The sequence below is a fragment of the Cupriavidus sp. 2SB genome, from assembly GCF_005503625.1.
GTDB lineage: Bacteria > Pseudomonadota > Gammaproteobacteria > Burkholderiales > Burkholderiaceae > Cupriavidus.
Map to the genome: position 1 here is coordinate 77,681 of NZ_SCMX01000014.1, position 26,910 is coordinate 104,590.

General features: G+C 63.2%; 24 protein-coding genes. 7 read left to right on the forward strand and 17 right to left on the reverse strand.

Annotated features, from left to right (window positions below; genetic code table 11):
- Positions 1 to 5: 5 nt before the first annotated feature.
- Complete coding sequence (locus tag FFS21_RS09355; RefSeq protein WP_137924544.1) at positions 6 to 467, reverse strand: tripartite tricarboxylate transporter TctB family protein; 462 nt, start codon at positions 465 to 467, stop codon at positions 6 to 8.
- A gap of 454 nt (positions 468 to 921) precedes the next feature.
- Positions 922 to 2,373, reverse strand: coding sequence for an MATE family efflux transporter (locus tag FFS21_RS09360; protein WP_137924545.1), 1,452 nt, complete (start codon positions 2,371 to 2,373; stop codon positions 922 to 924).
- A gap of 243 nt (positions 2,374 to 2,616) precedes the next feature.
- Here FFS21_RS09360 and FFS21_RS09365 point away from each other — a divergent pair, with 243 nt between their 5' ends.
- Positions 2,617 to 4,044 (forward strand): NAD-dependent succinate-semialdehyde dehydrogenase, encoded by a 1,428-nt coding sequence (locus FFS21_RS09365; protein WP_137924574.1) that lies wholly within the window; start codon positions 2,617 to 2,619, stop codon positions 4,042 to 4,044.
- A gap of 39 nt (positions 4,045 to 4,083) precedes the next feature.
- Here FFS21_RS09365 and FFS21_RS09370 read toward each other — a convergent pair whose 3' ends face one another.
- The 6 genes from FFS21_RS09370 to FFS21_RS09395 all read right to left on the reverse strand — a co-directional run bounded on the left by FFS21_RS09370 (position 4,084) and on the right by FFS21_RS09395 (position 9,486).
- Entirely contained in the window at positions 4,084 to 4,449 is a 366-nt protein-coding gene (locus FFS21_RS09370) for a cytochrome C oxidase subunit IV family protein (RefSeq protein ID WP_137924546.1), read from the reverse strand.
- Positions 4,450 to 4,458: 9 nt separating this feature from the next.
- Positions 4,459 to 5,151 carry a heme-copper oxidase subunit III family protein gene (locus FFS21_RS09375; RefSeq protein ID WP_137924547.1) on the reverse strand — a complete coding sequence of 231 codons (693 nt, stop codon included), beginning with the start codon at positions 5,149 to 5,151 and terminating at the stop codon, positions 4,459 to 4,461.
- Between the two features lie 13 nt (positions 5,152 to 5,164).
- Entirely contained in the window at positions 5,165 to 5,830 is a 666-nt protein-coding gene (locus tag FFS21_RS09380) for a cytochrome c oxidase subunit 3 (RefSeq protein WP_137924548.1), read from the reverse strand.
- The gene (gene ctaD, locus FFS21_RS09385) at positions 5,827 to 7,590 is read right to left on the reverse strand and encodes a cytochrome c oxidase subunit I (RefSeq protein WP_137924549.1); all 1,764 of its coding nucleotides are present in this window, start codon (positions 7,588 to 7,590) and stop codon (positions 5,827 to 5,829) included. Before ctaD ends, FFS21_RS09380 begins: the two co-directional genes overlap by 4 nt.
- A 13-nt stretch (positions 7,591 to 7,603) precedes the next feature.
- A complete protein-coding gene (locus FFS21_RS09390) occupies positions 7,604 to 8,752 on the reverse strand; it encodes a cytochrome c oxidase subunit II (RefSeq protein ID WP_137924550.1) in 1,149 nt (382 codons plus the stop codon).
- A 230-nt stretch (positions 8,753 to 8,982) separates the two neighbouring features.
- Positions 8,983 to 9,486 (reverse strand): hypothetical protein, encoded by a 504-nt coding sequence (locus FFS21_RS09395; protein ID WP_137924551.1) that lies wholly within the window; start codon positions 9,484 to 9,486, stop codon positions 8,983 to 8,985.
- Between the two features lie 259 nt (positions 9,487 to 9,745).
- Here FFS21_RS09395 and FFS21_RS09400 point away from each other — a divergent pair, with 259 nt between their 5' ends.
- Complete coding sequence (locus FFS21_RS09400; RefSeq protein WP_137924552.1) at positions 9,746 to 9,928, forward strand: hypothetical protein; 183 nt, start codon at positions 9,746 to 9,748, stop codon at positions 9,926 to 9,928.
- Positions 9,929 to 9,959: 31 nt separating this feature from the next.
- Positions 9,960 to 10,124 carry a hypothetical protein gene (locus tag FFS21_RS31980; protein ID WP_171020357.1) on the forward strand — a complete coding sequence of 55 codons (165 nt, stop codon included), beginning with the start codon at positions 9,960 to 9,962 and terminating at the stop codon, positions 10,122 to 10,124.
- 1 nt (position 10,125) lies between these two features.
- Here the strand turns inward: FFS21_RS31980 and FFS21_RS09405 are convergent, their stop codons facing one another.
- Both FFS21_RS09405 and FFS21_RS09410 read right to left on the reverse strand, forming a co-directional pair.
- Positions 10,126 to 10,311, reverse strand: a complete 186-nt coding sequence (locus tag FFS21_RS09405) for a rubredoxin (protein ID WP_137924553.1) — start codon at positions 10,309 to 10,311, stop codon at positions 10,126 to 10,128.
- Positions 10,312 to 10,434: 123 nt separating this feature from the next.
- The gene (locus FFS21_RS09410) at positions 10,435 to 14,391 is read right to left on the reverse strand and encodes a DUF748 domain-containing protein (RefSeq protein WP_137924554.1); all 3,957 of its coding nucleotides are present in this window, start codon (positions 14,389 to 14,391) and stop codon (positions 10,435 to 10,437) included.
- A 312-nt stretch (positions 14,392 to 14,703) separates the two neighbouring features.
- Between FFS21_RS09410 and FFS21_RS09415 the strand changes: the two genes are divergently transcribed.
- Complete coding sequence (locus FFS21_RS09415; protein WP_137924555.1) at positions 14,704 to 16,014, forward strand: MFS transporter; 1,311 nt, start codon at positions 14,704 to 14,706, stop codon at positions 16,012 to 16,014.
- A gap of 80 nt (positions 16,015 to 16,094) precedes the next feature.
- Here FFS21_RS09415 and FFS21_RS09420 read toward each other — a convergent pair whose 3' ends face one another.
- The 5 genes from FFS21_RS09420 to FFS21_RS09440 form a co-directional block, all read right to left on the reverse strand.
- Entirely contained in the window at positions 16,095 to 17,168 is a 1,074-nt protein-coding gene (locus FFS21_RS09420; RefSeq protein ID WP_137924556.1) for an extracellular catalytic domain type 1 short-chain-length polyhydroxyalkanoate depolymerase, read from the reverse strand.
- Positions 17,169 to 17,343: 175 nt separating this feature from the next.
- Entirely contained in the window at positions 17,344 to 18,210 is an 867-nt protein-coding gene (locus FFS21_RS09425) for a DUF2950 family protein (protein WP_237380592.1), read from the reverse strand.
- 2 nt (positions 18,211 to 18,212) lie between these two features.
- On the reverse strand, positions 18,213 to 19,562 hold the full coding sequence (locus FFS21_RS09430; RefSeq protein ID WP_137924557.1) for a DUF3300 domain-containing protein: 1,350 nt from the start codon (positions 19,560 to 19,562) through the stop codon (positions 18,213 to 18,215).
- A 109-nt stretch (positions 19,563 to 19,671) separates the two neighbouring features.
- A complete protein-coding gene (locus FFS21_RS09435) occupies positions 19,672 to 19,995 on the reverse strand; it encodes a hypothetical protein (protein ID WP_137924576.1) in 324 nt (107 codons plus the stop codon).
- A gap of 153 nt (positions 19,996 to 20,148) precedes the next feature.
- A complete protein-coding gene (locus tag FFS21_RS09440) occupies positions 20,149 to 20,439 on the reverse strand; it encodes a transposase (RefSeq protein WP_137924558.1) in 291 nt (96 codons plus the stop codon).
- Positions 20,440 to 21,268: 829 nt separating this feature from the next.
- Between FFS21_RS09440 and FFS21_RS09445 the strand changes: the two genes are divergently transcribed.
- The 3 genes from FFS21_RS09445 to FFS21_RS09455 all read left to right on the forward strand — a co-directional run bounded on the left by FFS21_RS09445 (position 21,269) and on the right by FFS21_RS09455 (position 24,670).
- The gene (locus tag FFS21_RS09445) at positions 21,269 to 22,222 is read left to right on the forward strand and encodes a LysR substrate-binding domain-containing protein (RefSeq protein ID WP_137924559.1); all 954 of its coding nucleotides are present in this window, start codon (positions 21,269 to 21,271) and stop codon (positions 22,220 to 22,222) included.
- Between the two features lie 306 nt (positions 22,223 to 22,528).
- Positions 22,529 to 23,191 (forward strand): response regulator, encoded by a 663-nt coding sequence (locus FFS21_RS09450; protein WP_137924560.1) that lies wholly within the window; start codon positions 22,529 to 22,531, stop codon positions 23,189 to 23,191.
- 132 nt (positions 23,192 to 23,323) lie between these two features.
- A complete protein-coding gene (locus tag FFS21_RS09455) occupies positions 23,324 to 24,670 on the forward strand; it encodes a cobyrinic acid a,c-diamide synthase CobB (RefSeq protein ID WP_137924561.1) in 1,347 nt (448 codons plus the stop codon).
- 30 nt (positions 24,671 to 24,700) lie between these two features.
- On the opposite strand, the gene FFS21_RS09460 is transcribed toward FFS21_RS09455, so the two are convergent.
- Together FFS21_RS09460 and FFS21_RS09465 are read right to left on the reverse strand one after the other, a co-directional pair.
- Positions 24,701 to 25,159, reverse strand: coding sequence for a MarR family winged helix-turn-helix transcriptional regulator (locus FFS21_RS09460; protein WP_137924562.1), 459 nt, complete (start codon positions 25,157 to 25,159; stop codon positions 24,701 to 24,703).
- 52 nt (positions 25,160 to 25,211) lie between these two features.
- Positions 25,212 to 26,825, reverse strand: coding sequence for an MFS transporter (locus tag FFS21_RS09465; protein WP_502705159.1), 1,614 nt, complete (start codon positions 26,823 to 26,825; stop codon positions 25,212 to 25,214).
- Between the last annotated feature and the right edge of the window lie 85 nt (positions 26,826 to 26,910).

Consider the following 26,910-nt stretch of genomic DNA (forward strand, 5'->3'; position numbering starts at 1 on the left):
ACTCCTTAGCCGGTGATGAAGGCAGGCCAGACCGGCATCTGCAGGTTGATGCCGTACACGAAGGCGCCCATGCTGATCAGCACGAGCACCACGCCGTTAAGCAGCGCGCCCTTCCAGCTGAACTCATGGCTTGCCATCGACGACACCAGCACCAGCACGAACACCGACAGCACCATGCCGAGCGGCTTGAGCAGCAGGCCGAACAGTACGACCGAACCCAGGATCCACAGCAGGATCTTCAGATCCCAGCGGGCCAGATGGTCTGCTTCGCCCTTGGACGACAGCGATCCGATTGCCACGACCGCGCCCAGCAGCGCGAGTACGAGACCGAGCAGGAACGGAAAATATCCCGGTCCCATCTTGGCGGCTGTTCCCATCGAATAGCCGCGCGCGACGAAGGAAAAGCCCAGGCCGACCAGAATGAACATCAGGCCGGAGGCAAAGTCCTTTTGGCTACGTATGCGCAAAACGATTCTCCTCAAAAGTATGAAAGGCGTTACCGCATGGCACGCCGGCTCAGACGTGCCACACGCGAACGCGCGATACGGACGCGTTCGACTCGCGACGCTGCGAAAGATAAGAACGTGATCTTTCAGCGGCCTTTCATTTGTCTGGCATTCAGGGTATTCACCGATCCCCGATACGTATGCGGTTTTTCCAAATACATCACAACATGATATATTTGCGCGAGCGATGCACGTGAGGCGCAAGCCAATTGAAAGGCGAGGCAGTAAGGCGGATGAAAGGGAAGATCGCGCGTGGGCGCAGGATGGCCGTCGCGGAGACGTTTGAAGCTTTCGGCTCGCTTACGGCGTGAGGGCCGGCGCCACCGCAGAGGTCATATGTCCGGTCATGTGAACGCACCGAAGGATGTGTGCAAACACCCTTCGATGCGATTGACCGCTGGATTGACGCGTCGAACTAGCGCACCGGATCGGTGGCCGCGTCTTCGCATGGTGTGCCCATGCTGGTGTCGGCCGCCTGCCCCACAGCTTCGGCATGTGGCATCGTCGGCAGGATATGACTGCTTTTCCAGTTGCCGAAGCGGTAGTACGCAAAGGCCAGCACCACCGACACGATCGATCCAAGCGGGAAACTCCACCAGATCGATTCGGCACCGATGTGCGGCCCCAGCAGCCACGCGAACGGCAGCCGGATGACCCACATGGAGATGAAGAGGATCACCAGCGGTGCCATCACCGCGCCCGTGGCACGCACCGTACCGAACACCACGATGGTGAATCCGAACAGGATGAACGACCACAGCACCACGCGGTTCACGTGCTGCGCGATTTCGATGGCCACGCCATCGTCGCCAAGAAAGAGTCCGAGCGAGTGGCGATTGAAAAGATAGATCAGCGCCACCAGTGCGCCCGTCATCGCCACGTTGAACAGCAGCCCCACCTGCGTGATACGCGAGACGCGCGCCCACAGCCCTGCCCCCACGTTCTGCGCCACCATCGACGACACACTGGCGCCCACGGCCAACGCAGGCATCTGCACGTAGGTCCAGAGTTGCGAAGCCACGCCATACGCCGCCGTGGTCTGCGACCCATAGGCATTGACCAGCGACATCATCACGATGGCCGATGACGAAATCACCACCATCTGCAAGCCCATCGGCAGCCCCTTGGCAACCAGCGCGCGCAGGATGGCCGTGTCGGGTATGAGCAAACCAAGCTGCGTGCGATGCAGCAGCAGGAAGTGCTTGCGGCGATAGAGCGTGACGATCATCGCCGCCAGGCTCGTCAACTGGGCAATCAGCGTGGCCAGCGCGGAGCCGGCAATGCCAAGCGCGGGAATCGGACCCACGCCGAAGATCAGGATCGGATTGAGCACCACATCGAGCACGGCCGACATCAACATGAAGTAGAACGGGGTGCGCGAATCCCCGGCGCCGCGCAGCGTCATCATCACGAAGTTGTAGAAGTACATGAACGGCAGCGCGATGAAGATGATGCGCAGATAGCTCACGGCCAGCGGTGCGGCATCCGCAGGCGTCTGCATGGCATCCAGGATGTCGGGCGTGAAGATATAGCCGAGTGCCGCCGCCAGGACCGAGAGCGCCACGAAGAACGTGGTGCCCGTGCCCACCACGCGCCGGGCCTCGTCGATGTCGCGCGCCCCGATCGCCTGCCCGATCAGGATCGTGTTGGCCATGCTGATGCCGAACACCACCCCGAGCAGGAAGAACAGGATGATGTTGGCATTCGACGTGGCGGTGAGCGCCGCCTCGCCAAGAAAGCGCCCGACCCAGATCGAATTGATCGAGGCATTGAGCGACTGCAGGATGTTGCTGCCCAGCACAGGCAGCGAAAACATCAATAGCGTGCGGCCAATCGGGCCGGTGGTCAGTCTGGCGTCGGGTTTCATCGAAGGTGTGGATTTCCGCGCCGCAACAATTGCTGACTCGCGCGAAGGATTTGGACTCGTCAGTCTAATGAATCGCCCTGCGTACCGCCATTGCCGCCGCGCTGACACACACGGGATGCGCCTCGTCCGATTATCGGCCAGCCATGATCTCTGTGCGCGCGTGGCGCCTAAGCGTTAAGCTTGCGGTTTTCTTCGGTGAGCCCGGTGCGGCGCGCCGTTCCATCCCCTCAGGAGCTACGCATGATGTACCAGGATCTGGCCCTCTACATCGATGGTGAATTCGTATCGGGCGGCGGCCGGCGCGAGCAGGACGTCATCAATCCCGCCACGCAGGAAGTGCTGGGCAAACTGCCGCATGCCACCACCGCCGACCTCGACCGGGCACTGGCTGCCGCACAACGCGCTTTCGAAAGCTGGAAGAAGACGTCGCCGCTGGAGCGCTCCGGCATCCTGCGCCGCGTGGCAGAACTGACCCGCACCCGTGCGCGTGAAATCGGCCGTGATATCACGCTGGACCAGGGCAAGCCGCTGGCCGAAGCCATCGGCGAAGTCACCATCTGCGCCGAGCACGCCGAGTGGCATGCCGAGGAATGCCGCCGCATCTATGGCCGCGTGATTCCGCCGCGCAACCCGGCCGTCCGCCAGATCGTGGTGCGCGAGCCCATCGGCGTCTGTGCTGCCTTCACGCCGTGGAATTTCCCGTTCAACCAGGCCATCCGCAAGATCGTTGCCGCCATCGGCGCCGGTTGCACGCTGATCCTGAAGGGCCCGGAAGATTCCCCGAGCGCCGTCGTGGCGCTGGCCCGACTGTTCCACGATGCAGGACTGCCCCCGGGCGTGCTGAACATCGTCTGGGGCGTGCCGGGCGAAATCTCCACATACCTGATCGAATCGCCCATCGTGCGCAAGATCTCGTTCACGGGTTCGGTGCCCGTGGGCAAACAACTGGCCGCACTGGCCGGTGCGCACATGAAGCGCGTGACGATGGAACTGGGGGGCCACTCGCCGGTGATCGTGTTCGACGATGCCGATATCGAACCGGCTGCAGAGATGCTCGCGCGTTTCAAGCTGCGCAATGCCGGCCAGGTCTGCGTGTCGCCAACGCGCTTCTACGTCCAGGAAAAGGCGTACGACAAGTTCCTGGCGCGCTTCACCGAAGTCATCGGCTCGATCAAGGTCGGCAATGGCCTCGACGATGGCACGCAGATGGGACCGCTGGCCCATGAGCGCCGTATCGCATCGATGGAGCAGTTCCTCGACAACGCCAGCCAGCGCGGCGGCAAGGTCGTGGCGGGCGGTTCGCGCATTGGCGACAAGGGCTTCTTCTTTGCCCCGACCGTCGTGACCGAACTGCCCGACGATTCGATGCTGATGACCGAAGAGCCGTTCGGTCCGGTGGCGCCGGTCACGCGGTTCAAGGACACCGAGGAAGTGCTGCGCCGCGCCAACAGCCTGCCGTTCGGCCTGGCCTCGTATGTGTTTACGAACTCGCTGAAGACCGCGCACCAGGTATCGAACGGGCTCGAAGCCGGCATGGTCAACATCAACCACTTCGGCATGGCGCTGTCCGAGACGCCGTTCGGCGGCATCAAGGATTCTGGCATCGGCAGCGAAGGCGGCCAGGAAACCTTCGATGGCTACCTCGTAACCAAGTTCATCACGCAGGTCTAAGCCCGTCGCGCTCCTCTCCCACGCGGCGGGGAGCGCGCCTTACTTGAAGAATTCCCCGCGCAGCAGGAATGTGTAGTCCGCCTCTGCGGCCATGAGCCACAGCAGCACCAGCAGGCAGAGCGGCGGCAGCAGGATGGCCCACATCAGCGCCATGCGCTCCCATGCCATGTGCATGAACACAGAGATGATGAGCCCCGCCTTCAACGCCATGAAGACGAGGATCAGCGTCCAGCGCAATACGCCGCTCACATGGAAGTAGTCCACCATGTATGACAGCGTGGACAACACGAACAGCAGCACCCACACCTTGAGGTAGAGCCCGATCGGATGCTGCTGGCCTTCGTGACTCGCAGACGCATCGTCGCCGTCGTGTGACGTGGCCGGTATTCCTGGATTGCTCGACATGGCTTGACCTCACCAGAGATAGTAGAGCGCGAAGATAAACACCCAGACCAGATCCACGAAGTGCCAGTACAGCCCGGCGATCTCCACGGCCTGGTAGTTGCCGCTGGCGTGGTAGTGGCCGCGCAGCACCTTGCTCGCTATCACCAGCAGATAGATCACGCCGCAGGTCACGTGGAACCCGTGAAAGCCCGTGATCATGAAAAACGTGGAGCCGAACTGCTCGGCACCCATCGGATTGCCCCAGGGCCGCACGCCTTCCTGTATCAGCTTGGTCCATTCGAATGCCTGCATGCAGACGAAGACCTCACCCAGCCACGCCGTCGCCAGCATCAGATACGCGCATTGCAGCGGTTGCCGACGGTACGCATAGTTGACCGCCATCGCCATGGTGCCGCTGCTTGTGATCAGCACGAACGTCATGATCGCGATCAGGATCAGCGGCACGGGCTGCCCGGCGATGTCGAGCGCGAAGACCTCGCTCGGATTGGGCCACGGCACCGTGGTGGTCATGCGCACGGTCATATAGCCGATCAGGAAGCAGCTGAAGACAAAGGTGTCGGACAGCAGGAATATCCACATCATGGCCTTGCCCCACGACACCTTGAACGCGCGCTGGTCCGAGGACCAGTCCGCCACAAGGCCGCGGAGCCCCGCCGGCGCGTGACCGGCGGCGTTGGCGTGGGTAGTGACTTGCGAACTCATCGGCGTACCTCCTTCATCCCCTGCCGCAGATAAAGTCCACAAGCTCGGGCGTCAGCCATCCGAGCGTTGCCAGCAGCACCAGCCATACCGCGAGCAGGAAGTGCCAGTAACGCGCGCAGAGCGCGATGCGCGTCTGCGTGCGCACGCCGCTGCCCCGGTCGGATGCCACCACCGTGTAGCCGATCAATCCACCAAGCATGTGCAAGCCATGCATCGCCGTGAGCAGGTAGAAGAAGCTGCCGGCCGGATGGCTCGCAAAGCCCACCTGTATCGCATGCAGCGCACTCCACGCCCACAACTGCGAACCGACGAATGCCGCCGCACCCAGCGCCCCCAGCCGCAACGCACGGCGCGCATCGGCCATGCGTCCGGCGCGTGCTGCGCGCGATGCCACGGCCATGGCCACGCTCGCACCCATCAGCAATGCCGTGGAAAGCCACACCTGCCAAGGCAACGCAATGCGATGCCAGTCCGGACTATCCATCCGCATCACGTACGCCGCGAGAAACAGCGCAAACAGCGACGTGACCACGGCCATGAACACCCACAAGCCGATACTGCCCGGTGCCGGGTGTCCACGTCCCTGCGTGGCATCGCCACCAGGCCCACTGCCCGGCGATTCACGCGAGACACGGAACACGCCGGGATTGCTTTGCGTAGCGGTGGCATCGGGATTCATGCGACGGCCCCCCGGCTCGAATGCGGTTCGGGTTCGGCACCGCCCGCCTCGGGCGGCGCGTTCTGCGCGATGTAGTCATCCTTGGCACCGGGTACGCTGTACGCATAGGCCCAGCGATACACCACGGGCAGATGCGGTCCCCAGTTGCCATGACCGGGCGGCGTCTCGGCTGTCTGCCATTCGAGCGATGCCGCACGCCACGGATTGGCACCGGCAGGCTCGCCACGCCGCAGGCTCCAGAACAGGTTGAAGACGAACAGCAACTGCGCCGCCGCCACGATGAATGCGGCGACGGAGATATACATGTTCATCGTGTGTGCGGACTCGGGGATGAAGCTGTAGTTGTCCCACGCGTAGTAACGGCGCGGCATGCCGAGCACACCGAGGTAGTGCATCGGAAAGAAAATCGCGTACGTGCCAACGAACGTGACCCAGAAATGGATGCGGCCGAGCGTGTCATTCAGCATGCGTCCGGTGACTTTCGGATACCAGTGATAGAGCCCGCCAAAGACTACGAGAATCGGTGAGACACCCATCACCATGTGAAAGTGCGCCACCACGAAGTAGGTGTTAGACAGCGGAATGTCCACGCTGACATTGCCGAGGAACAGTCCGGTCAATCCGCCGATCACGAACGTGCTGATAAACGCGATGGCGAACAGCATCGGCACCGTGAAATGGATATCGCCCCGCCATAGCGTGATCACCCAGTTGTAGACCTTGATGGCCGTGGGCACGGCAATGATCAGCGTGGTCGTGGCAAAGAAGAAGCCGAAGTACGGATTCATGCCGCTCACGAACATATGGTGCGCCCACACCACCACGGACAACAGGCCAATCGCTAGGATCGCCCAGACCATGGTGCGATACCCGAAGATGCTCTTGCGCGAATGCACGCTGACCAGATCGGAGACGATGCCGAACGCCGGCAGCGCCACGATATAGACTTCCGGATGGCCGAAGAACCAGAACAGGTGCTGGAACAGCAGCGGGCTGCCGCCCTTGTAGTTGAGCTGCTGGCCCATCGACACCACGGCAGGCATGAAGAAGCTCGTACCCAGTGTCTTGTCCAGCAACATCATCACGCCCGACACGAACAGCGCCGGAAACGCCAGCAGCGCAAGGATCGTCGCCATGAAGATGCCCCAAACCGACAGCGGCATGCGCAACAAGGTCATGCCTTCGGTACGCGCCTGCAACACCGTGGTCACATAGTTCAGGCCACCCATCGTGGCTGCGACGATAAAGATCACCAGCGACGCGAGCATCATGATGATGCCCCAGTCATGCCCCGGCGTGCCGGGCAGGATCGACTGCGGCGGATACAGCGTCCAGCCCGCGCCTGTTGGCCCACCCGGTACGAAGAAGCTCGCCAGCAACACGATGACGGACAGGAAGTAGACCCAGAAACTCAGCATGTTGAGGAACGGGAACACCATGTCTCGCGCGCCCACCATCAGCGGGATCAGGTAGTTGCCGAAGCCGCCGAGGAACAACGCCGTGAGCAGGTAGATCACCATGATCATCCCGTGCATCGTCACGTACTGGTAATAGCGGTTGGCGTCGATGAAATCGAACTTGCCCGGAAAGCCGAGCTGCATGCGCATGAGATTCGACAGCAGCACGCCCACCAGCCCCACGAAGATGGCCACCAGCGTGTACTGCACCGCAATCACCTTGTGGTCCTGGCTCCAGATATAGCGCGTCCAGAAACTCTGCGGACCGTGATCATGGTGGGTATCGTGATCGGCGTAGGCCATCGTTTCCCTCCTGCTATTTCCCCGCCTGCGAACCCGCAGCGCCACCCAGAGAGCGGATGTACGCGGACAGCGCCGCAACCTCGGCATCGGTGATGGGCACCTTCGGCATCACGGGGCCGAAGCCCTTCACGATGCGTGCGGCTGGATCGGCAATCTCCGTGTGCAGGAACGCATCGTCCACACTGGCGCTGCTGCCATTCGTGAAGGTCTGCGTGCTGCCGTAAAGCCCTTTCCACGATGGCCCCACACCCGGCGTGCCGTCGACGCTGTGGCACGCCACGCATCCCTTGCTCTGCGCCAGCGCGCGTCCCTGTTCGGCCACGCTGCCCGCTGCGGCGGTGCCCGGCGATGCAGCTACCGGTTGCGCGGCCTTCGCCATCGCCATGGCAAACGTCTGCTGCTTCGCGAGCCACGCGTCGAATGCTGCGCCGTCCTCCACCACCATATGCCCGCGCATGTTGTAGTGCCCCACGCCGCATAGCTGCGCACAGAGGATGTCGTATCGTCCGGCCACCGTGGGCGTGAACCAGAAGGAGGTGACCATGCCCGGCACCATGTTCATCCGTGCACGGATCGGCGGCACATAGAAATCGTGCAGCACATCCTTCGAACGCAGCAGCACCTTGACGGGGCGGTTCAGCGGCAGATGCACTTCGGGACCCACGATGATCACATCGTCCTGCCCGTTCGGATCGTCGGGATTCACGCCCAGCGGATTGGTGCCGTTGACGAACCGCGCATCGCTGGTGCCCAACTGCCCGCCCCTTCCCGGAAAGCGGAACGCCCACTGCCATTGCGATCCCACCACCTCCACAACCATGGCATCGCGTGGTGGTCTCACATAGTCCGCATACACGACCAGGCCCGGTGCCAGCAGCGCCATGATGCCTACCGCTGTCAGACCGATCAGCCACAGTTCGAGCTTGCGGTTCTCCGGCTCATAGTGCGCGCGATGGCCGTCGCGATGGCGGTAGCGCCAGACGATCCATCCGATGAACAGGTTGATGACGACGAAGAAGATTCCCGTGATGACGAGAGTAATGGTCAGCGTGTCGTCCATCTGCTTCCAGTTGGACGCGAGGGGCGTGGCCCACCACGGGCTCAAGAAATGGAAGAGCACCGAGGCGACCACCATTACGACGAGTGCGATGGCAATGGCCATGTCCACCCTCCCCGCTCACGCGCGCGGACCATGCGTGCGTCCGCTGAGGCACGTGCCAAACGGCACGTGAGATAAGACTAGTGCATTGGCTCAGGTCACGGCAAGACAACATGGCCGGCACGCCGTGCGGCGGCGCGCACGCGATGCATTGCAACAAAAATGGCGGAGGGGCATTGCGTGCCCGCCCGCCATTTGCGCCCGACGCGATGTCGAACTGCTATCGCATGTCACTAATGCGAGACATCGCGCGACTCCAGCTTCCAGTAGCAGAAGCCGATGGCCATCCCGAAGATGATGTGGCTCGCCACCGTGTGCCAGCCACGCAACTGCACGAACCACGGGAAGGCGGCCGTCATGACGTAGAAGTTGAACAGGTAGACCACCACGCCGAATACAGCACCCACTAGCAGCGACATCCCCAGGCTGGAATCGAGCTGGAACGGGGCGATGATCATTGCCAGGATCATGCCGAGGACGGCACCCAGCGCGAAGTGGATGATCAACGCCGCAGCGGTGGTGCCAATGCTGAACATCGACGTCTGCAAGACGTCCTGTCCCATCACGATGGCGGCGATGATGCGCGTCATCCCCCACGGGTGGCCGTCGGACATCATCGTGGACCAGAACAATTCCATCAGCAACAGCAACGCGCCAGCCACCACGCCGGATACCGCCGCCGCCGACCAATCCGGCAATCGGCGCACGTAATGGTGCGAATGCATGTGAAGTTCCATAGCGCTTCTCCTTCCACCCGGGCCGCCAATGGCCCCCATGCGTCCAGCATAGGACACCTGCGGAGCCAGTCAGCAACTGCACAGTCTGCACTGCAGCATGGAAGCGCGTGCCAGGTATCGCCGGAGATACTTGCGGTGACGCGGCGATATGTCAGATCTTGATCCAATTCAAACAGCGCGGGAGAACCCTGATGCGCGCGGCCTTGTATTCGCCACACACTGCCTATACTGGAAATACCAAGCAAGACAGGAGACCGCCATGTTTCATCTGCAGGCGCACGATCTTGTATTTCTGATCCCCATGGCACTCGTCGGACTACTGGCGATGGGGGCGATTCCAGTGGCCGCCAAAGCCCTGCGCATCAGTTGCCGCTGTGCGGGCGTCATCATCGGCGTATTGATGGGTGTGCTGGTACTCGAAGCGATACCGCTGCTGATCTAGCACCCTTCGAGAGAGAGAGAAGGGGGGCGTCATGTCCCTGACCATGCTCGCCGCCGCGATGGCGGCGCTGCTGCTGATCACTATTGCGTCAGCGCTGTGGCGCTGCTCGCATCCGTATCGCATGCGATACCGCCGCTGCGAGACGGCGCGCCGACGCACGGAGCCGTGCCGACGCGCACCCAGGCGCCATACGTAACTCAGAACTCGACCATCGAGAAGTCACCCTTGCTGACGTCGCATTCGGGGCAACGCCAGTCTTCGGGAATGTCTTCCCAGCGCGTGCCGGGGGCGATACCGTCCTCGGGCCAGCCCTGTTCCTCGTCGTACACCCATCCGCAGATCAGGCAAACCCAGGTCTTGTAGGCAATCGCTTCCTGTTCCAACACTCGCTCCCAAGTCATAGATAAAAAGGGTGGATTTCAATCCGGGGCGAATGATACGCGGTTTCGACGGCGCGGCGCGGCGCGGCGTTCGAAGCTTTCATTCAAACGCCGCGGCCATTCCGATTACTGGCGGATCGAGAAATCCACGCGATTGGGCGAGCCTTTGTCCTTGATGCCTTCGGCCGTCAGCTTGGGCGCTGTCAGGAAGAGTTTCGCATCGGGCACCTTGCCATCACGCTCCAACGACTGCTTGACGGCCAGCGCGCGCTGCTCCGCTAGCGCACGCAATCCGGCGTCGGTGACCGGCGCATTCTGCAGCAGCAGTTTCTCCATCTCGGCCGGCGGCAACGACTTGTTCAGGCCAATGAAATTGGTCGGCTTCTTGAACGACTCGCGCTTGTACACGACTTCGAGATACTTCGGGTACTCCTGCTTCGATACCGTCACGCGCGCGCTCTGTTCGCCGCCCTCGCCTTCTTCGGCCTGGTTGCCTTCCTGTGCGGTGCGACGCAGTTCGCGCTCCTTGGCCTGGGCCACGCGTTGATCGAGCCAGACACGGCGCGCACCGTCCGCATCGGTAGCGGGATCGATACGTCCGCTGATTTCCAGCCGCAGCGATGGTCGATCGTTAAGCGCCTTGCCAACGGTCTCGATCTTCTTGCGCGCCTCATCGTTGAGCGTCGATGAACCCGGCGCGAACTCGATATAGCCCAGCTCCTCACCACTGCCGCCAAACGCGGAAGCAATCAGCGAGAACGGTGACGTGATCGCCTTGGTCAGCAGATTCACGATCACGCGCATGATCACCCCGCCGATGCTGAACTCGGGGTCGGACAACGATCCCGATACCGGCAGGTTGATGTCGATGACACCATTGCGATCCTTGAGCAGCGACACCGCCAGCAGCACCGGCAGCTTCACCGCGTCAGGGCTGTCGGTCTTCTCACCAAACGTCAGTTGGTCCAGATACAGGTGGTTGCGTGCATCGAGCTTTCCATTCTCGATCTTGTACGCCACATCCACGGTCAGCTTGCCCTTGGTAATGGGGTAGCCCGCATACTTGGCCGCATACGGCGTCAAGCGTGTCAGCTCCACGCCGGCCGCCTTGGCGGCAATGTCGAGATAGAGCTGCTCGCCCAGCGGATTGAGCTTGCCGCTGATCGTGACCGGCGCATCGTCGTCAAGCCGGCCATCGAGCGCGAGATCCGCAGGCGTGGGATCTCCCGTTGACACCTTCGACACCGACCCCTTCATATCGGTCAGGTTCGCCGAGTAGTTCGGCTTGACGAAGAAGTCCGAGAAATTGATGTTGCCCTTGTTGATCGACACCCCACCCAACCGGATCTGCGGCTTCGGCCCCGTCGATGCCTGTGCCGGCGCCGCCTTTGCCGCGCTGGCGGCTGGGGGCGCCGAGGCCGGGTTGGCCTGCGTCAGGCTGGTGGACGGAGCGGCCTCGCCCTTCTCCGCACCACCGGCCATCACGTCCTGCAGGTTCAGCCGCCCGTTGGCATTGAGGATCACGCGCGCGTAGAAATCGGACAGCGCCACATTGTTGATGCCAATCTGCATGGGCCCTTTCGTCTCATCCATGCCGAAGTCGATACCGGTCACGGAGAGCGAGCGCCAGCGCAGGAAATCCTCGCCCGAGATGCGGTCCACGGTGCGCACGTTGCCCGCCTGCGCATTGCCGTTGAAGCGCACCACCATCGGCTTGCCGGCCGGCAGGTGATAAGCGAGCTTGCCCTTGAGCGACATCGTGCCGCTGCGCAGCGCCGCATTGAAACGGTCAGCCATGTAGGGCTGCATCGGCGCGAGGTCGAGGTCGCGCACATCGAGCTGGAGTTGCGCACCGGGGCCAGTCGGCATGACCTGCCCATCGATATTCATCACGCCCTTGCGGCCACTTTCGGCATGCAGCTTCACCGGCAAGGGACTGGGTGACAGCGGCCACGTGACGGCTCCCGTGGTGAGGCCGATATTGCGGAACTGATGGATGACCGGTCTGCCGTTGTTAGCGCCAGCAGGCTCGTAGTCCGCCAGACGCGCTGCGCCGCCATCGACGGCAACCTTGCCGATGCGCACCTTCCACACCGGCGCCTCGGCCTTTCCATTGGCAACCCGTGCGGGCTGGGCGGCCACGCGCTTCTGCGCCGAAACATCCTCCGCAGACTCCTTGGCCCAGATCCGCGCCATCTCCAGCAACTGTCCGCGATGATCGCGTGTGGCGGATATCTGCGGCTGAGTCAATGCCACCTGCCCGGCTTCGAAACTCTGTTTGGCAAGATCGAAATTGATATCGTCCAATACCAGCTTGTCTGCGCGGAGCAGCGGCAGATTGGCGCCTTCCGTATCGGCGGCACGGCTCCCGCGCGCAATACGCGCGGTGCGGACGTTCCGGCCTGAGTTTGCCGGTTTCGCCACCGCAGCCTTGCCATCCGTACCCGCCGAAGCCGGCAGCACAACGGACTCGCGCGTGGCGACGTACACCGGCGACAGTTCCAGCCGAGATTTCTGCAGCGTGAACTGGAACACGGGCTGGGTCCACGCCATCGCGTAGTGCAGTTCGGCATTGATGCCGGTCTCACCAAACTGGCTCTGCAGTTCGCGCGGCCACCATGCCGAGAACCCCTGCGGTCGCAGTCCCGCCGTTTCCAGCGTGCCGGTCAGCGTGCCGGCCTTGAGCGCCAGTTCGCCGGTGTGCTTGAGCGTCTGGCCGTTGGCGATGGTGATATTGGCGTCGAGTTTCGCAGGCTTGTCTCCTGCACTGGCCAGATTGGCCACCTCGACATTGACCGGGCCGATATCGAGCTTGCCCGGCCCTGATGGCGCCAGTTCGTCGACAAACCCAAGTTTCGCTTCCTTGAGCGTGACGCGATCCACGGCATACGACCACGGCACCTCCTCTGCCTTCGGCGGCGCCTGCACGCCTGCGGCGGCGGGTGCGGAGGCGGGTGCGGGTGCGCTTGCCGCCGAGGCAACCTTCGTCTCTGCATTGGCAGTGGTCACAGGCGCGGCATCCGGCAGGAACGCGGTTGCCAGGTTCAGCGACCCATCTGCCCGCCGGGCGGCCTGCAAACCGAGTCCCTCCAGGTCGATGCTCTTGATATGCGCCTTGTGCGCAAGCGGTTCGATGCGGCCGATATCGACAACCAACCGCCCGGCCTTGACCAGCGGCGCGCCGGCATGCGTCTGCACATCGGCCTCGCGCAGCGTGATGGTGCCGGCGACGAACAGGTCCTGCTTGTCCTTGTCCTGCCGGAAGCCGATATTCAGGCGCGTGCCCACCAGCCCGCCCTTGACCTCGGCATCCTTGAGCTTTGGCGCGAACGCCGTGTACTTCGCCACCTCCAGGCCATCGAGGTTGACGTTGAGGTTGGTTTCGCGCGTATCCGCAAATGGCTGCGCCGTCCCGTTCAACGCCAGTGGCGTACCGTTAATCTTCGCGAACAGCGTCGGCAGCGTGTTGATCGTGGTGTCGTGCGGCAGGTTCGACAGAAACGGCAACGTCAGCGTGAAATTCTCCACGCGCTGCACGGTATCGAGCCGCTTGTCCTCATACAGGAAGCTGGTATTGGTGACCGCGATATTGCTGACCGAGAATTTCGCGGGCTTGCTGTCCGCCGGCTTCGGCGGCTGCGCGGCGAATCGATCCTGGATATCGGCAAAACTCATGCGCCCGTTGGCGTCGCGCACCACATGCACCGACAGCCGGTCTACATGCAGCGTATTGACCACAGGCGCCAGATGCCAGATGGAGGCCGCCGAGGTATCGGCCTCGACCTGCCCAAGCGTCAGCATCGGCGTCTTGCCGTCCGGCTCGAAAATGGTCAGGTCATTCAGCGTGGCGGCCAGCTTGAACGGCTGCACATGCGCGCCGCCCAGCGTCACCTTGCGGCCCAGGGCCTCGGTCGCCTGTTTTTCGACCAGGTACTTGATCAGCGGCGGCCCGCCGAAATAGCCGGCCAGCCCGAAAAGCGCCAGCGCCGCCGCCACGCCGCCCACCACGCGCACCGCCACGCGCCTGCGTGGCGTGGCCATGGCCGCGCCTGACGCAGCCTGGATGGAATCCTTGAAAGCCATGTCACCTCAGTTAGTCTGACCCCACGCCGCACTCGTTTCGGACGCTGTGTGCCCCGGATTTCACTTGCTTTTGTATTATGGAGACGGATTATGGCAGCCCAAAGGGCGATTTAGTATCTGGTTGCGGAAAATCGAAGTAATGGGAAATGCCAATCTGGTATCTTTACGCCTTTGCGAAGCGTACCGTCGTGCCCGCCAGCTATCCGCCGGCCCGGTTCGCCAAGTTCGTGCTGTCACCCTTCGGCCGTCTTCCTCCACGTTATCCGTGTTGCGCGCTTCGCATGTGAAGTCAATATCCATGCGAGTCATTTCATGTCCACCTCCAGCAGTACAGCCGGGGCAATGGGTGCGCAAGGCGGCCACGCCGCCCGCCCGCTGACCGGCCAGGACTACAAGACACTAGCGCTGGCCGCACTCGGCGGCGCGCTTGAGTTCTACGATTTCATCATCTTCGTCTTTTTCGCCAAGGTCATCGGCCAGCTGTTCTTCCCCGCATCCGTGCCGGACTGGCTGCGTCTGCTCCAGACCTTCGGCATCTTTGCGGCAGGCTACCTGGCGCGTCCGCTCGGCGGCATCATCATGGCGCACTTCGGCGACCTGCTCGGCCGCAAGAAGATGTTCACGCTGTCGATCCTGCTGATGTCGGTGCCCACGCTGCTGATGGGCCTGCTGCCCACCTACGCCACGATCGGCCTGCTGGCCCCGATGCTGCTGCTCCTGATGCGTGTCCTGCAAGGCGCCGCCGTCGGTGGCGAAGTGCCAGGCGCATGGGTGTTCGTCTCCGAGCACGTGCCCCCGCGCCACATCGGCTATGCCTGCGGCACGCTGACCGCCGGTCTCACGGCAGGCATCCTGTTGGGTTCACTGGTGGCCACGGGCATCAACGCCGTGTTCACGCCCGAGGAAGTCATCTCGCACGGCTGGCGTCTGCCGTTCATCCTGGGCGGCGTGTTCGGCGTGGGCTCGATGTACCTGCGCCGCTGGCTGCATGAGACGCCGGTGTTCGCCGAACTGCAGCAACGCAAGGCGCTTGCCGCCGAAATGCCGCTCAAGGCCGTGATCCGCGATCATCGCGGCGCCGTGCTGATCTCGGTTCTGCTGACGTGGATGCTGTCCGCCGCCATCGTCGTGGTGATTCTGCTGACGCCCACCTATCTGCAAACCCTGTTCGGCTTCGATCCACGCACCGCCCTTGTCGCCAATAGTGCGGCCACGCTGTGCCTGTCGGTGGGCTGTGTGGTGGCTGGCGTGCTGGCCGACCGCATCGGACCGCGCGTGACGCTGGTCGTCGGCGGCGTATTCCTGGCCGCCACGGCCTATGCGCTCTACACCACGGTGGGCACGCGCCCGGACCTGCTGCTGCCGCTCTATGCGCTGGCCGGTTTCTTCGTCGGCACGATCGGCGCGGTGCCGTACGTTCTGGTCCACGCCTTCCCGGCGCAGGTGCGCTTCTCGGGCCTGTCGTTCTCGTACAACGTCTCGTACGCGATCTTCGGCGGGCTGACCCCGGTGGTGGTCTCGCTGATGCTGAAGACCGACAAGCTCGCTCCTGCGCACTATGTCGTGGCCGTCTGCATCATGGGCATCATCACCGCCCTGTTCATCCGCAAGCGCGCAGTCTGATCGCACCGGCGCCGTCCGGAAGCGATGACGAAAAAGGGGAAGGCCACCAGCCTTCCCCTTTTTTTCTTGCTCATTCCTGGCTAAACCATCCGCCGATGCTGCCGGAAGAACTGCCACATTAACCAGCTTGCGTCGGGCCCCAGGGCACTGTGATACGGCACCGCCGCATCGCCACCGCTCCAGGCGTGCCCCAGCCCCGCCACTTCGACGAGCCTGACGAGATCGCGGCCCCAACGTCCGAAGCGCGCCTCACGGCATTCGCCCTCGCCCACGGGTGGCGCATCGTTGGCGCAATCGAGCCGTTGCCCAAGCTGGTCGCTCAGGCCGTTGTAGGCCAGGAACTGCCGCGCCAGCAGCCGCCCATTGAGTGGATTCACCGCATCGTCGTCCAGACCGTGTAACACGATGGCCGGCATTTCCGGACCGCCAAGCGTCACCCCCGCCGCATCCAGCAGCATCGCCGGCGCTGTCTCGGACCCCTCGCGCATCGCCTTGAGGCCCCCGGCCGGTGTATCGGCCGCGCCGATCACCACACCGGAATGCAGGCCCACTGCGGCCACCTTGCCGGGATAGCGCAGCGCCACCACGGCGGCCATGGCCGCGCCGGCCGACAGGCCGGCCAGATAAATCTCGCCGCTACGCACATCGGGACGCGCAGCCAGTTCATCGATCAGCATGGAGACGGCTTGCGCCTCCCGCCCGCCAACTCCGGCACCCAGATCAAACCACTGCCAGCAACGGTGCACCGAACGGCGTAGCGGCTGCTGCGGATAGGCCACGATAAAGCCTTCGCGCTCGGCCAGCGCATTCATCCGCGTGCCTGCGGCAAGGTTTTCGGGGGTCTGTTGGCAGCCGTGCAGCATCACCACCACGGGCAATGCACCCTTGGCGCGGGACGGAATGTAGAGCCGATAGGAAAGCTGCGGCACCAGTTCGCCAGGCAGCGGCGCCAGCGGAAGCCTGAGCTCCTGCCATGCGCCGGGCAGGTCGTGAGGTGCGGGTTGGCCTGGCGCGGGATGTCGCGCCCGGACAGGGGCCGAAAACGGAAAATCGATCCGTTCCAGCCAGGATCCTGATTTTTGCAAGGCCCGGTACTGCGCTCGGCCCAACCGGCGCCATTGCGTATCCCAGGCCGGAGACAGGCTTTTCGCCATGTGAAGACTCCTGCTCGTCTGTGAACGTGGCTCCTCCTTATTGTGCGACGCAGCATAACACAGACAAACGGCGTCATCCTCGCCATTGTCTGCAAGAAGCAACATGAGAAAAGGAAACAATTCCGGCCTTTGTCAGGTGCCGATTACACAGCCCCGGCGCAGCGCCTGACACGAACTACCGCTCCGCTACCGGCGTCCAGCCCTCGGTAGACAGCGAACGGATGCCGCCCGCCCGGCTTGCGGTGGCGCTACCGAAGTCACGCTGATAAAAATTCCGGTCGCTATCGAGCAGAAAGGTGTGTACGCCGGTTTGGCCATAACGGGCGGGCCACGCAAGCAGTCCATACTTGGCCTTGCTTCCCGCAGGTGCCGCGATCACACGGAAACGATAGCCATAGAACGCCTCGTCAGGCGGCGTCTCGGGCACCATCGCCAGCGCGTCCGGTCCCAGCGGACTGTCGGTATCTATCGAGGCCGATGGCCAATATAGACCGTTGGTCTTGCCCGGTGTGCTGACCAGTTGCCGGGCATATGCCCCATTGCCAACCTGCTCGGCATAACGCTGCTGTGCGTCGGCCAGCTGCAACAGCGTGTCCATCGCCACAATTTCGTTGCGCCCGATTCGCCGCACCCGGACTTCGCGCTCACCGGCCTGCAGGTCGAACTGCCAGCCTGCTTGACGCTTGACGATGGGAACGGGGAAGGTCCACCCGCTCGGCCCCACCTCGATACTCGCCGCGCCATCGCCCTGGCTGCGGATCGTATGATGCGCAGCCCATGCGCCAAGGAAGTCATAGACATCCTGCTGATCAAGCTGCGGCGGCAGAAGCCTGGTGTACTGGGCACCGAGCACACGTCGGAGCGCATCCTGGTCGCTGCGTGCCACGCCATCGCCGAGCGCATTCATTGCCGCTTCGGGGGACGGGAACATCTCCTGGGCCATGACCGGTGCGGCAACGCACAGCAAGGCAGCCATCGCCAGCATGCGCAACGGACGCAGCCGCAGCGCACGCCTGGTGTCACTTGTCTGTTCACGCATCATCGTTATCTCCGACCATGACCGAGATGTCCGCCACCACCGCCACCATGAAAGCCGCCCCCGCCGCCGCCCGAGCGTTGCGGCGCGGAACGCTGCGGCATGGCGTGGTGCGGTGACTGGCCGCCCGTGCGCTGGACACTGTTGTTGCCGCGCTGAACCTGCTGGCGCTGCCGATCTCCATTGCCCGCGTCGCGGAATGCGTTGTCGCGATTGGCATTGCGGGAGCGGTTCCGCGCATCCGCCTGATCGGCACGTTGGCGATCCGCACCGGCTGCGCGTGGGTTCTGTCCCGCCTGTCGATTCACGCCCCGCCCGCCGTGCCCTTCGATCGATTGCCCGGTTCGACCCTGGAACGACTGCGCGGCGCGGTCGCGTGCAGCATCGCGCTGATTCTGCACACCGCCGCCACCCTGCCCCGGACGCTGGGCGCCCAACTGGCCGGTCTGGCCCGGCGGCCGATTCTGCTGTCGATTGGCCAGGCCCTGCTGGCGCTGTGCGTCGAACCGGTTCGACACGTTGGGATTGTTGTACGGGACGTTGCCGCGATTGGCCGGGTTATGCTGCCAGTTCACGTTGGCGCGGTTCACGTCCAGCCGCTGGTTCACGTTGATGTTGTTGTAGCGATTGACGTTGATATTGACGTCGTGGTTGTTCCAGTTGAATCCGCCCCAGAGCGAATTGACCGCCGCCACGCCGAGACCGAAGCCGATGCCGGCCACGAGCGAGGTGGCAAACACCGATCCCGGCGGCGGCGGATAGTAAGCAGGCGGATAGGCCGGATAAGGCCACGCGCCATAGACCACCGTGGGGTTGTACGCCGGCACGTAGACCACCTGCGGGTTGGCCGGCTCGATCTGGACGATCGTCGTGCCGCCGCTCTGCTGGGTCACCACCTTCTGCTGTTCGGTGGTCTTGAGCGAGCCCGCCTGCTGCGCCTGCACGCGCAGCCGCTGGACGGAATCCATGACATCGTCGGGCTGGGCAAGGAACGCGTCACCCACCGATTGCACCCACTGCGGCTGGCGCCCCATCATGTCCATCACCGATGGAAACGCCACAAGCGATTGCACGCTGGGATCCCAGCCTTCGCTGGCCACGGCCTTTGTTGCCGCGTCGCCGGACAGGCTCGCATTCGCCTTCGACCACTGCGCGGCGGTTGCCACATCGGCCGGATAGGTAGACGCCATCAGTACTTGCGACAGCAACGCATCAGGATAGAGCGCCACAGGCGCCAGCAGCTGATCGAGATGAGGCTTGTCGAGCTTGGCCTGCGCTAGCGCACTGCCTGTGCCGGCCAGCAGCATCATCCCCAGGCAACAGGACCACCGGGCAAGAAATCGTTGCACGCGAAACATGCTCGCTCCAGGTCAATGACGAATGGACTCACGCAACTGCGCACCGCAACCTTCTACTATCGAACTCGCACCTGCTTGCCAACGCTTGCCTGCCGCCCCGTGCCAGAACCTACTTGCGCGCCTGCGCGCACTCCTGCCGATAGGCTTCCTCCAGCCGCTTGCGGTCGGGTGCGCGCTCCAGCGTGGAGTAGGTGCGTCCGTCGGCCGTGGTCACACTGGACTGTCCTTGTGACCATTGAGGTCCTGCGGGCAACGCGTTGATCTTGTCGAGCAACTGGCGGCAGTGCTCACGCTGTGAGGTCGAGAGCGTAGCGCCGGAATCGCCCACCGTGGAGGTGGCGGGATCGAGCTCAAGCATGCGCGGCGGCGCGGGCGCTACCATTGGCTCAGGCAGCTTGCCTTGCGCCATCACGTCGACAGGGGCACCGGACATACCGACACATCCCACTGCAGCCAGGGCCACCAAAAACTTTCTCACTGAAAACACTCCACAAATGCGTGGCGATGCCTGCATCGCCACGTAACGACAATCCGGCGGCCATGAACGGAGGATGTCTGACACGACAGAGATCGCGTCATGCGCGCATCAATGGTCGGACTTGCCATGACCACGGCGGCCGGTACGGTTGCGCAGCAGCTCGAGCCGCAGTAGCGCATCCGCAAGCATACTCTTGAGCCGGACGTTTTCTTCCTCGAGCTGGCGCATCCGGCGCAGATCCACGGCTTCGACCTGGCGCGCGCCACCATATCGCGCACGCCAGCCATAGAACGAGGCATCGCTGAATCCATAGCGCGCACAAAGCTCGCGTACCGGGACGCCACTCGCGGCCTCGGCCAGGTACATGCGAATCTGCTCTTCCGAATAGCGCCTGTTCACCAATGCCTCCGCTCTGCGGTCAGCTCGCACGCGAGCCGATCAGCCTGCCGGCCTGTCCCGTCATCTGCCCGTAAGGTAGCCCACTGCCTGCGCAAACGGAATTCAGTGTCTTCGCGAACCGAGTTAAGCAATTTGGAAGCTTCGGCTCAGTCAATCAGGCGCCGGTCAACGTCCTCATGCCTTGCCACGCGTGCCATGAGGCGGCACCAAATTTCGTGTTTCCAATTTGGAAATTTGCGAAGGCAAAGCAAGCGATTCAAACTTCAGCGGGGCCCTGACGTATCGCCCTGCGGAACAACGCAAACATGGCTGCGCACCGCTGCAAGGGCCAGCCAGCGCGGTTCGCGCGTTTGTATGCTTGTTCAAACAAAGCATCTGCACAAGGTCGGCAGGATTGCCGTATCGAACACCTTTTCTGGCGATTTGCTAAATGTTGTATTAAGATTTCCTCGCAACAACTAAATTTCAAACACCTGCAAAGACGCCTCCCGGCGTTACCAGACAGGTGTCCGGCGGCACTCACCGGCAACGGTGATGACACAGCGAGCCACCGGGTCCGGGCCTGAGGAAGAGGAGCCACTGCCGTAGCACACCCGCGATCGACACACCTGTCGAAGCGATGCGGTGACCGAGGTTGTACGAGAGTGCAACCGACCGGTTGGCAATGCCCGGGCGTATCCAGGATGTCCCCCGCCCTTTTGCAGTTCGAGCTGTTCTGGTCTTCCGTGCTGTCGTGTCTTTTCTTGCGCAGCATCGGCGTTGTTCTCAGGCAGTTGCAGTGCTTCGTCACAAGAAAAAAAATTGAAGTACCGGATCGGGAGAAGTCAGTATGCGCCACGTCAGCACCAAGTTATTGCATGTGTTCGTCCTGCTCATGGAATACCGCGATCTCAGCGCGGTAGCAGCCTGCACTCAGGGGCGGATTCCCACCGTGGCCTATAGCCTCGCCCGGCTGCGCGAAATCACGGGCGATGCATTGTTCGTCAAGCGTAACGGCACGCTGGAGCCCACGCCTCACGCCATGCGGCTCGAACAGACAGCGCGCCAGATCCTCGCCAAATGGACCCAGCTCGTCCAGGCCAATGACCACACCGCGATTGGCGCTGCCCATGGACGACGACTTTCCATCGGCTTTTCGTCCTCGATTGGCGACCCCGTGATCACCGAAATTCTCACGACGTTATGCGAACGCTTTCCGCATGACAGCTTTGTGACGCGGCCCGTGATCGCCGATGCGTCGCTAGGTGACACGCTCGACGCCGGCGAGCTCGACTGCGCGTTCGTAGTCGATGGTGCGCACGTTCCTGACAGCGTGATCCCGCATAGCATCATGGCCACGCCGCGCCGGCTGGTCAGCGCCAACCGTCATGGCACGAACGACGAGGCCGAAAGCGACTGGATTCTCTTGCAGGAGGATTGCGAGAGCAGCAGCCCGCTGCACGCATTCCTGGCACGCCGGGCCAACACGCCCGGCCATCGTGAGACCGTGGTGCCCTCATGGCATTCGCAGATCACGCTGTTGCACGCCGCGGGCGGCATCTGCCCGATCCTGGATTTCAACGTGCCGCTGGTGACCCGTGATCGCAAGACACGGCTGCTGGCACCGCCGGCCAGCTTCCCCGCCTGGGCCGCGCTGCATTTCTGGACGCCTCAGCACGGCGCAGACCGCACGGCACTGCGCGACATCATGGAGGTAGGTGCCTCGGTACTGCGCGATCCGCTCAAGGCCATCGACGGACGCCGCCACGCCAGCCCACCGGCCCGGCCGCTCGCAGTGGCCTGATACGCCTCCACATCCCCACTGCCAAACGGCCCCGCGATGTCGCCATCGCGGGGCCGTTTCACATTCCTCTGCGATTGCGCACACGAATTCCCCGCACTTTGCGAATCGTCTTACTTCGTTGAGCGCCTCACCGCATTACTCTCATCGTGCATCGCGATAGCGCCGGCTCGCCTCCCCGTTTGATCCGGCCTTGTCGCGAGCACGCAGTAGCTGCGTGTTTGCGCCGCGCGTCAATCCGCGTGCGGCGCCTTTTTCCCCAATGCGAAACCCATGGCAAATGCCATGTGAACAGGACAGGAGCGATGGATGACGTTGAGGATACTGCTCGCCGATGACCACCCCGTCGTCATGGCGTCTGTCAGAGCCAAGGTGCAGGCGGTGGTCGGGTGGGATGTGTGCGGCGAAGTGGTCAGCGCCACAGAGCTATTGCAGCAGGTCGGACTGCTTCGGCCGGATATCGTTGTCACGGACTACCACATGCCGGGTCCGGCCGAGCTCGATGGCGTGCGGCTGATTTCTGCGCTGCGCCGGCGGTATCCCGATACCTCGGTGGTGGTGTTCACGATGATCACCAACCCGCTGGTGCTGCGGACAATCCTCGATGCCCGCGTGCAGGGACTGCTGCTCAAGGACTGCTCGCTGGACGAAATCCACACGGCAATCAATCGTGCGCAGCGAGGTTTCACCTACATCGGCAAGTCGGCATTGCGCGTGCTCGCGCCGGTGGATCTACGCAGCGTATTGCCCTGCGGTCGCGACGGCATCCAGAGGCTGTCTGCGCGCGAGATGGAAGTGCTGCGGCTCTACCTGACCGGACGGACCGTGACCGAGATCGGCGCCACGCTCTGCCGCAGCGTCAAGACCATCAGCCGCCAGAAGAACTGCGCCCTGCAGAAACTGGGCGTGACAAACGACCGCGAACTTTTCGAATGCGCCGCCCTTTACGGCCTGGTGCTTCCCGTCAACTGAATGCCATGCAAGCCGCTCGCTATAATCGCTCCACCCGTCGGCCCGACCACCGACCCAGCCGACACGCCCACAGGCCGGGCCCTCGATCCCTGCCTGCAGGCCAGCCTTCCATCTGCCAGCCTTCAAGCGCCCATGTCATCTCCATCCACCGCGCCCCTCGCCGGCAACCCGCTCGCGGTGCCCGCCCTGCTCGTCGCCGCACCGGCGTCGGGACAGGGCAAGACTACCGTCACTGCCGCGCTCGCACGACTGCATGCGCGCCAGGGACGCCGCGTGCGCATCTTCAAGACCGGCCCCGATTTCCTCGATCCCACCTTGCTGGCGGCCGCCAGTGGCGCGCCGGTACACAGCATCGATCTCTGGATGACGGGCGAAGCCGACGCGCGGGCGCGACTGGCTGAAGCGGCCCGCGATGCAGACCTTATCCTTGTGGAAGGGGTCATGGGACTGCACGACGGTACGCCAAGCAGCGCCGATGTGGCGCGACTGTTCGGCCTGCCCGTTCTGGCTGTGATTCAGGCCGGCGCGATGGCACAGACCTTCGGCGCGATTGCGCACGGACTGGCGAACTATGGCGAATCGTTCTGCGCCATGCAGGTGCTTGCCAACGGCGTCGGTACGGAGCGTCATGCCTTGATGCTGGAGGAAAGCCTCCGCGGAAGAATGAAATGGGCCGGTGCGTTGGCCCGCCATGTCGAAGCCAGTCTGCCGGAGCGGCACCTTGGACTGTTCAGCGCCGACGAACTGCCCGACCTCATGACGCGGCTGGACCATCTGGCCGATGCATTGGCTACGCTGCCGGTGGCCGAGCTGCCACTGGCTGTGCCTTTCCGCCATGCGCCGATGGCGGCAGTGCCACCATTGTTGGCCGGAAAACGTGTTGCCATTGCACGCGACGATGCGTTCCGCTTCATCTATCCCGCCAATGTCGATACGCTGCTCGCGCTCGGTGCCGATCTCGTGTGGTTCTCCCCATTGCATGACGCCGCGCTCCCGCAGTGCGATGCCGTATGGCTGCCCGGCGGCTATCCTGAATTGCATGGCGCCGCGCTCGCCAGCAATTTGTCCATGCTGCAGGCACTGCGCGGTGCGCACGCCTCCGGCCTGCCGATGCTCGCAGAGTGCGGCGGCATGATGGCGCTGTTCGAAACGCTTGTGGATCGGGATGGAGCACCGCACGCGATGGCCGGTCTGCTACCGGGCACGGTGACGATGCAACGCAAGCTGGCAGCGATCGGCCACCAGATGGCCTTGCTGCCGTGGACTGGCCTACCGCCGGAAAGCAACGAAATACGTGGGCACACCTTCCACTACTCGACCACGGAATCGACACTGGCACCCGCGATATCGGCGACATCGCCGCGACCAGGCGGGAAAGGTGAGGCGGTGTACCGGGCAGGAAGCCTGACGGCTTCCTATGTCCACTTCTATTTCCCGTCGAATCCGGCGGCAATCGCCGCGCTGCTGCTCGGGACTTAGCGGAGGGCCAATCGAGGGATCAAACGCACTTCAGGCGGCGTCGCGTTCGGCGGTGGTGGCCACTGCATCGGCGATGCCGGCCTCAAGCTGGCCGAGGCCCTTCGACAGGTTGTGCATCGTCGTCTCGGACACGTTCGCGAGCACTTCCTGCAGGAATTCGGAGCGGCGTGGCATGGCCTGGTCGACAACTTCCCGGCCAGCCGCGGTCAGCGTGACGTTGGTCATCCGGTTGTCGCGCTCGCTCGTCGTACGCTCGATCCAGCCGAGTTCCTGCAGTGCCTTGAGCTGGCGCGTCAACGCGCCCGGGTCCATCCCCACGCGATCGGCAAGTGGCTTTTGCGCGATGGGGCCTTCGTGGCCATACAGCGCAGACAGAATGCGCCAACGCGGCAAGGGATGCCCGATGCGTTGTTCGAACGCCGAGGCGTAGGCCCGGTATGTGCGTCCGAACTGTTGCAATACGGCCAGGCTTTGTCGCTCCAGTTCCAAAGTCGAATCTCCAGTTGGCGGGGAAGTCGTGTACGGGAAATCGTGGACGTCGTCAGTCCGCAGCCATCGCGGGTTCCTGCGCCCGCTCCAGCTTGATCGGCGGCACACGGCGCGTGCGCCAGATACCGATCAGCGCCGCTATGGCCGCCAGCAACAGACCCAGGTGAATCGCATTGACCAGCGACAGCCGCGCCTGCTCCAGCAGCAAGGCTCCATTGTGCCCTGCCTGTTGCAGGTTGGTCAGCAATTCCGTCTGCGCCGCCTTGTCGATCAGGATCTGCGGATCGGTCATTCGCGCCGCGTAGCTGGATGCATCGGCCGAAGCCAGCGCAGTGGTTACGCCTGACATATAGCTGCGCGTGACCAGCGTGCCAACGAGTGCAGTCCCTACCATCCCGCCGACCATACGCAGCGATTGCAGCATCGCCGTGGCAATACCGAGGTTCGCGCGCCCTGCAGCCTGCTGTGCGAAGACGGTCAGGTTCGGCAGGACAAAACCCAGGCCAAGTCCCGCGCACAACATGATTGCCAACAGCACGTTGTGATGCATGCTTCGCGTGGCTTGGGACAATCCGAGCAACGCCAGCGCCAACATGGCGAATCCCGCATACAGCATGCTATTCGGTTGCGGAATGCGGGTAATAATGCGGCCATTCACGATGCTGCCGATGGTAATGCAGACCACCAGTGGTGTGACGAGCAGCCCCGCTTCCTTCGGGGAATAGCCAAAGCCGCCTTGGAACAGCAGCGGCGCGTAAAGCAGCAGCGCAAACATCGCGAATCCGCCCAGCACGCCGAGCACGAACAGCGGCGCCAATCCGGGATTGCGGAACATCTCGAGCGGCAAGATCGGGAATTCACAGCGGCGCGACCACTGCCATAGCGCCACGAATGCGGCAATTGACAAGGCCATCAAGCCAAGCGCCACCACTGCACCGCGCTCGGGCAACCATTCCACGGACAGTTGCAGGCTACCCAGCCCCACCGCGATCAACAGCGCGCCGAGCCAGTCGATGCGCACCGGCCCCGTGTTCGATTGCTGGCGCAAATGCGGCACATAGCGCCACGCGAAGACCAGCCCGATCAACCCGACCGGGACGTTGATGAAGAACGTGGCACGCCAGCCGAACCATTCGGTCAGGATGCCGCCCAGTGATGGACCCATTGCATTGGCCAACCCGAACGCCGTGCTCATCATGATCTGCCACCGCAGCCTGACATGCGGGTCAGGGAACAGATCCGGAATACAGGCGAACGCCGTGCCTACCAGCATCCCGCCGCCGATGCCCTGCAGGGCTCGCGCCGCGACCAGGAACGGCATGCTGGTTGCCATCCCGCACAACACGGAGGCCACGAGAAACACCACGATCGATGCGAGCACGAACGGCTTGCGGCCATGGAAATCACCCAGCCGCCCGAAGATCGGCACCGTGATGACGGATGTCAGGAAGTAGGCGGTGGCGACCCACGCGTAGTATTCGAATCCCTGCAGTTCGGCCACCACTGTGGGCAGCGCCGTACTGATGACGGTCTGGTCCAAAGCCACCAGCATCACCACGAACGCGATGCCCAGCATCGCCAACAGCGATTCCCGGAACGGCAACACTTGCCCCGTATCCTGCACCTTCGGCTCATCGCCCTGCGTCGGACGTGTATCCACAGCCATATCTATTGCCCGATCAATTATTGTGCGATCAATGATTACGGAATTATAGGGCGAGCGCCGTCCATCTGCCGGAGAAAAAAGAGGC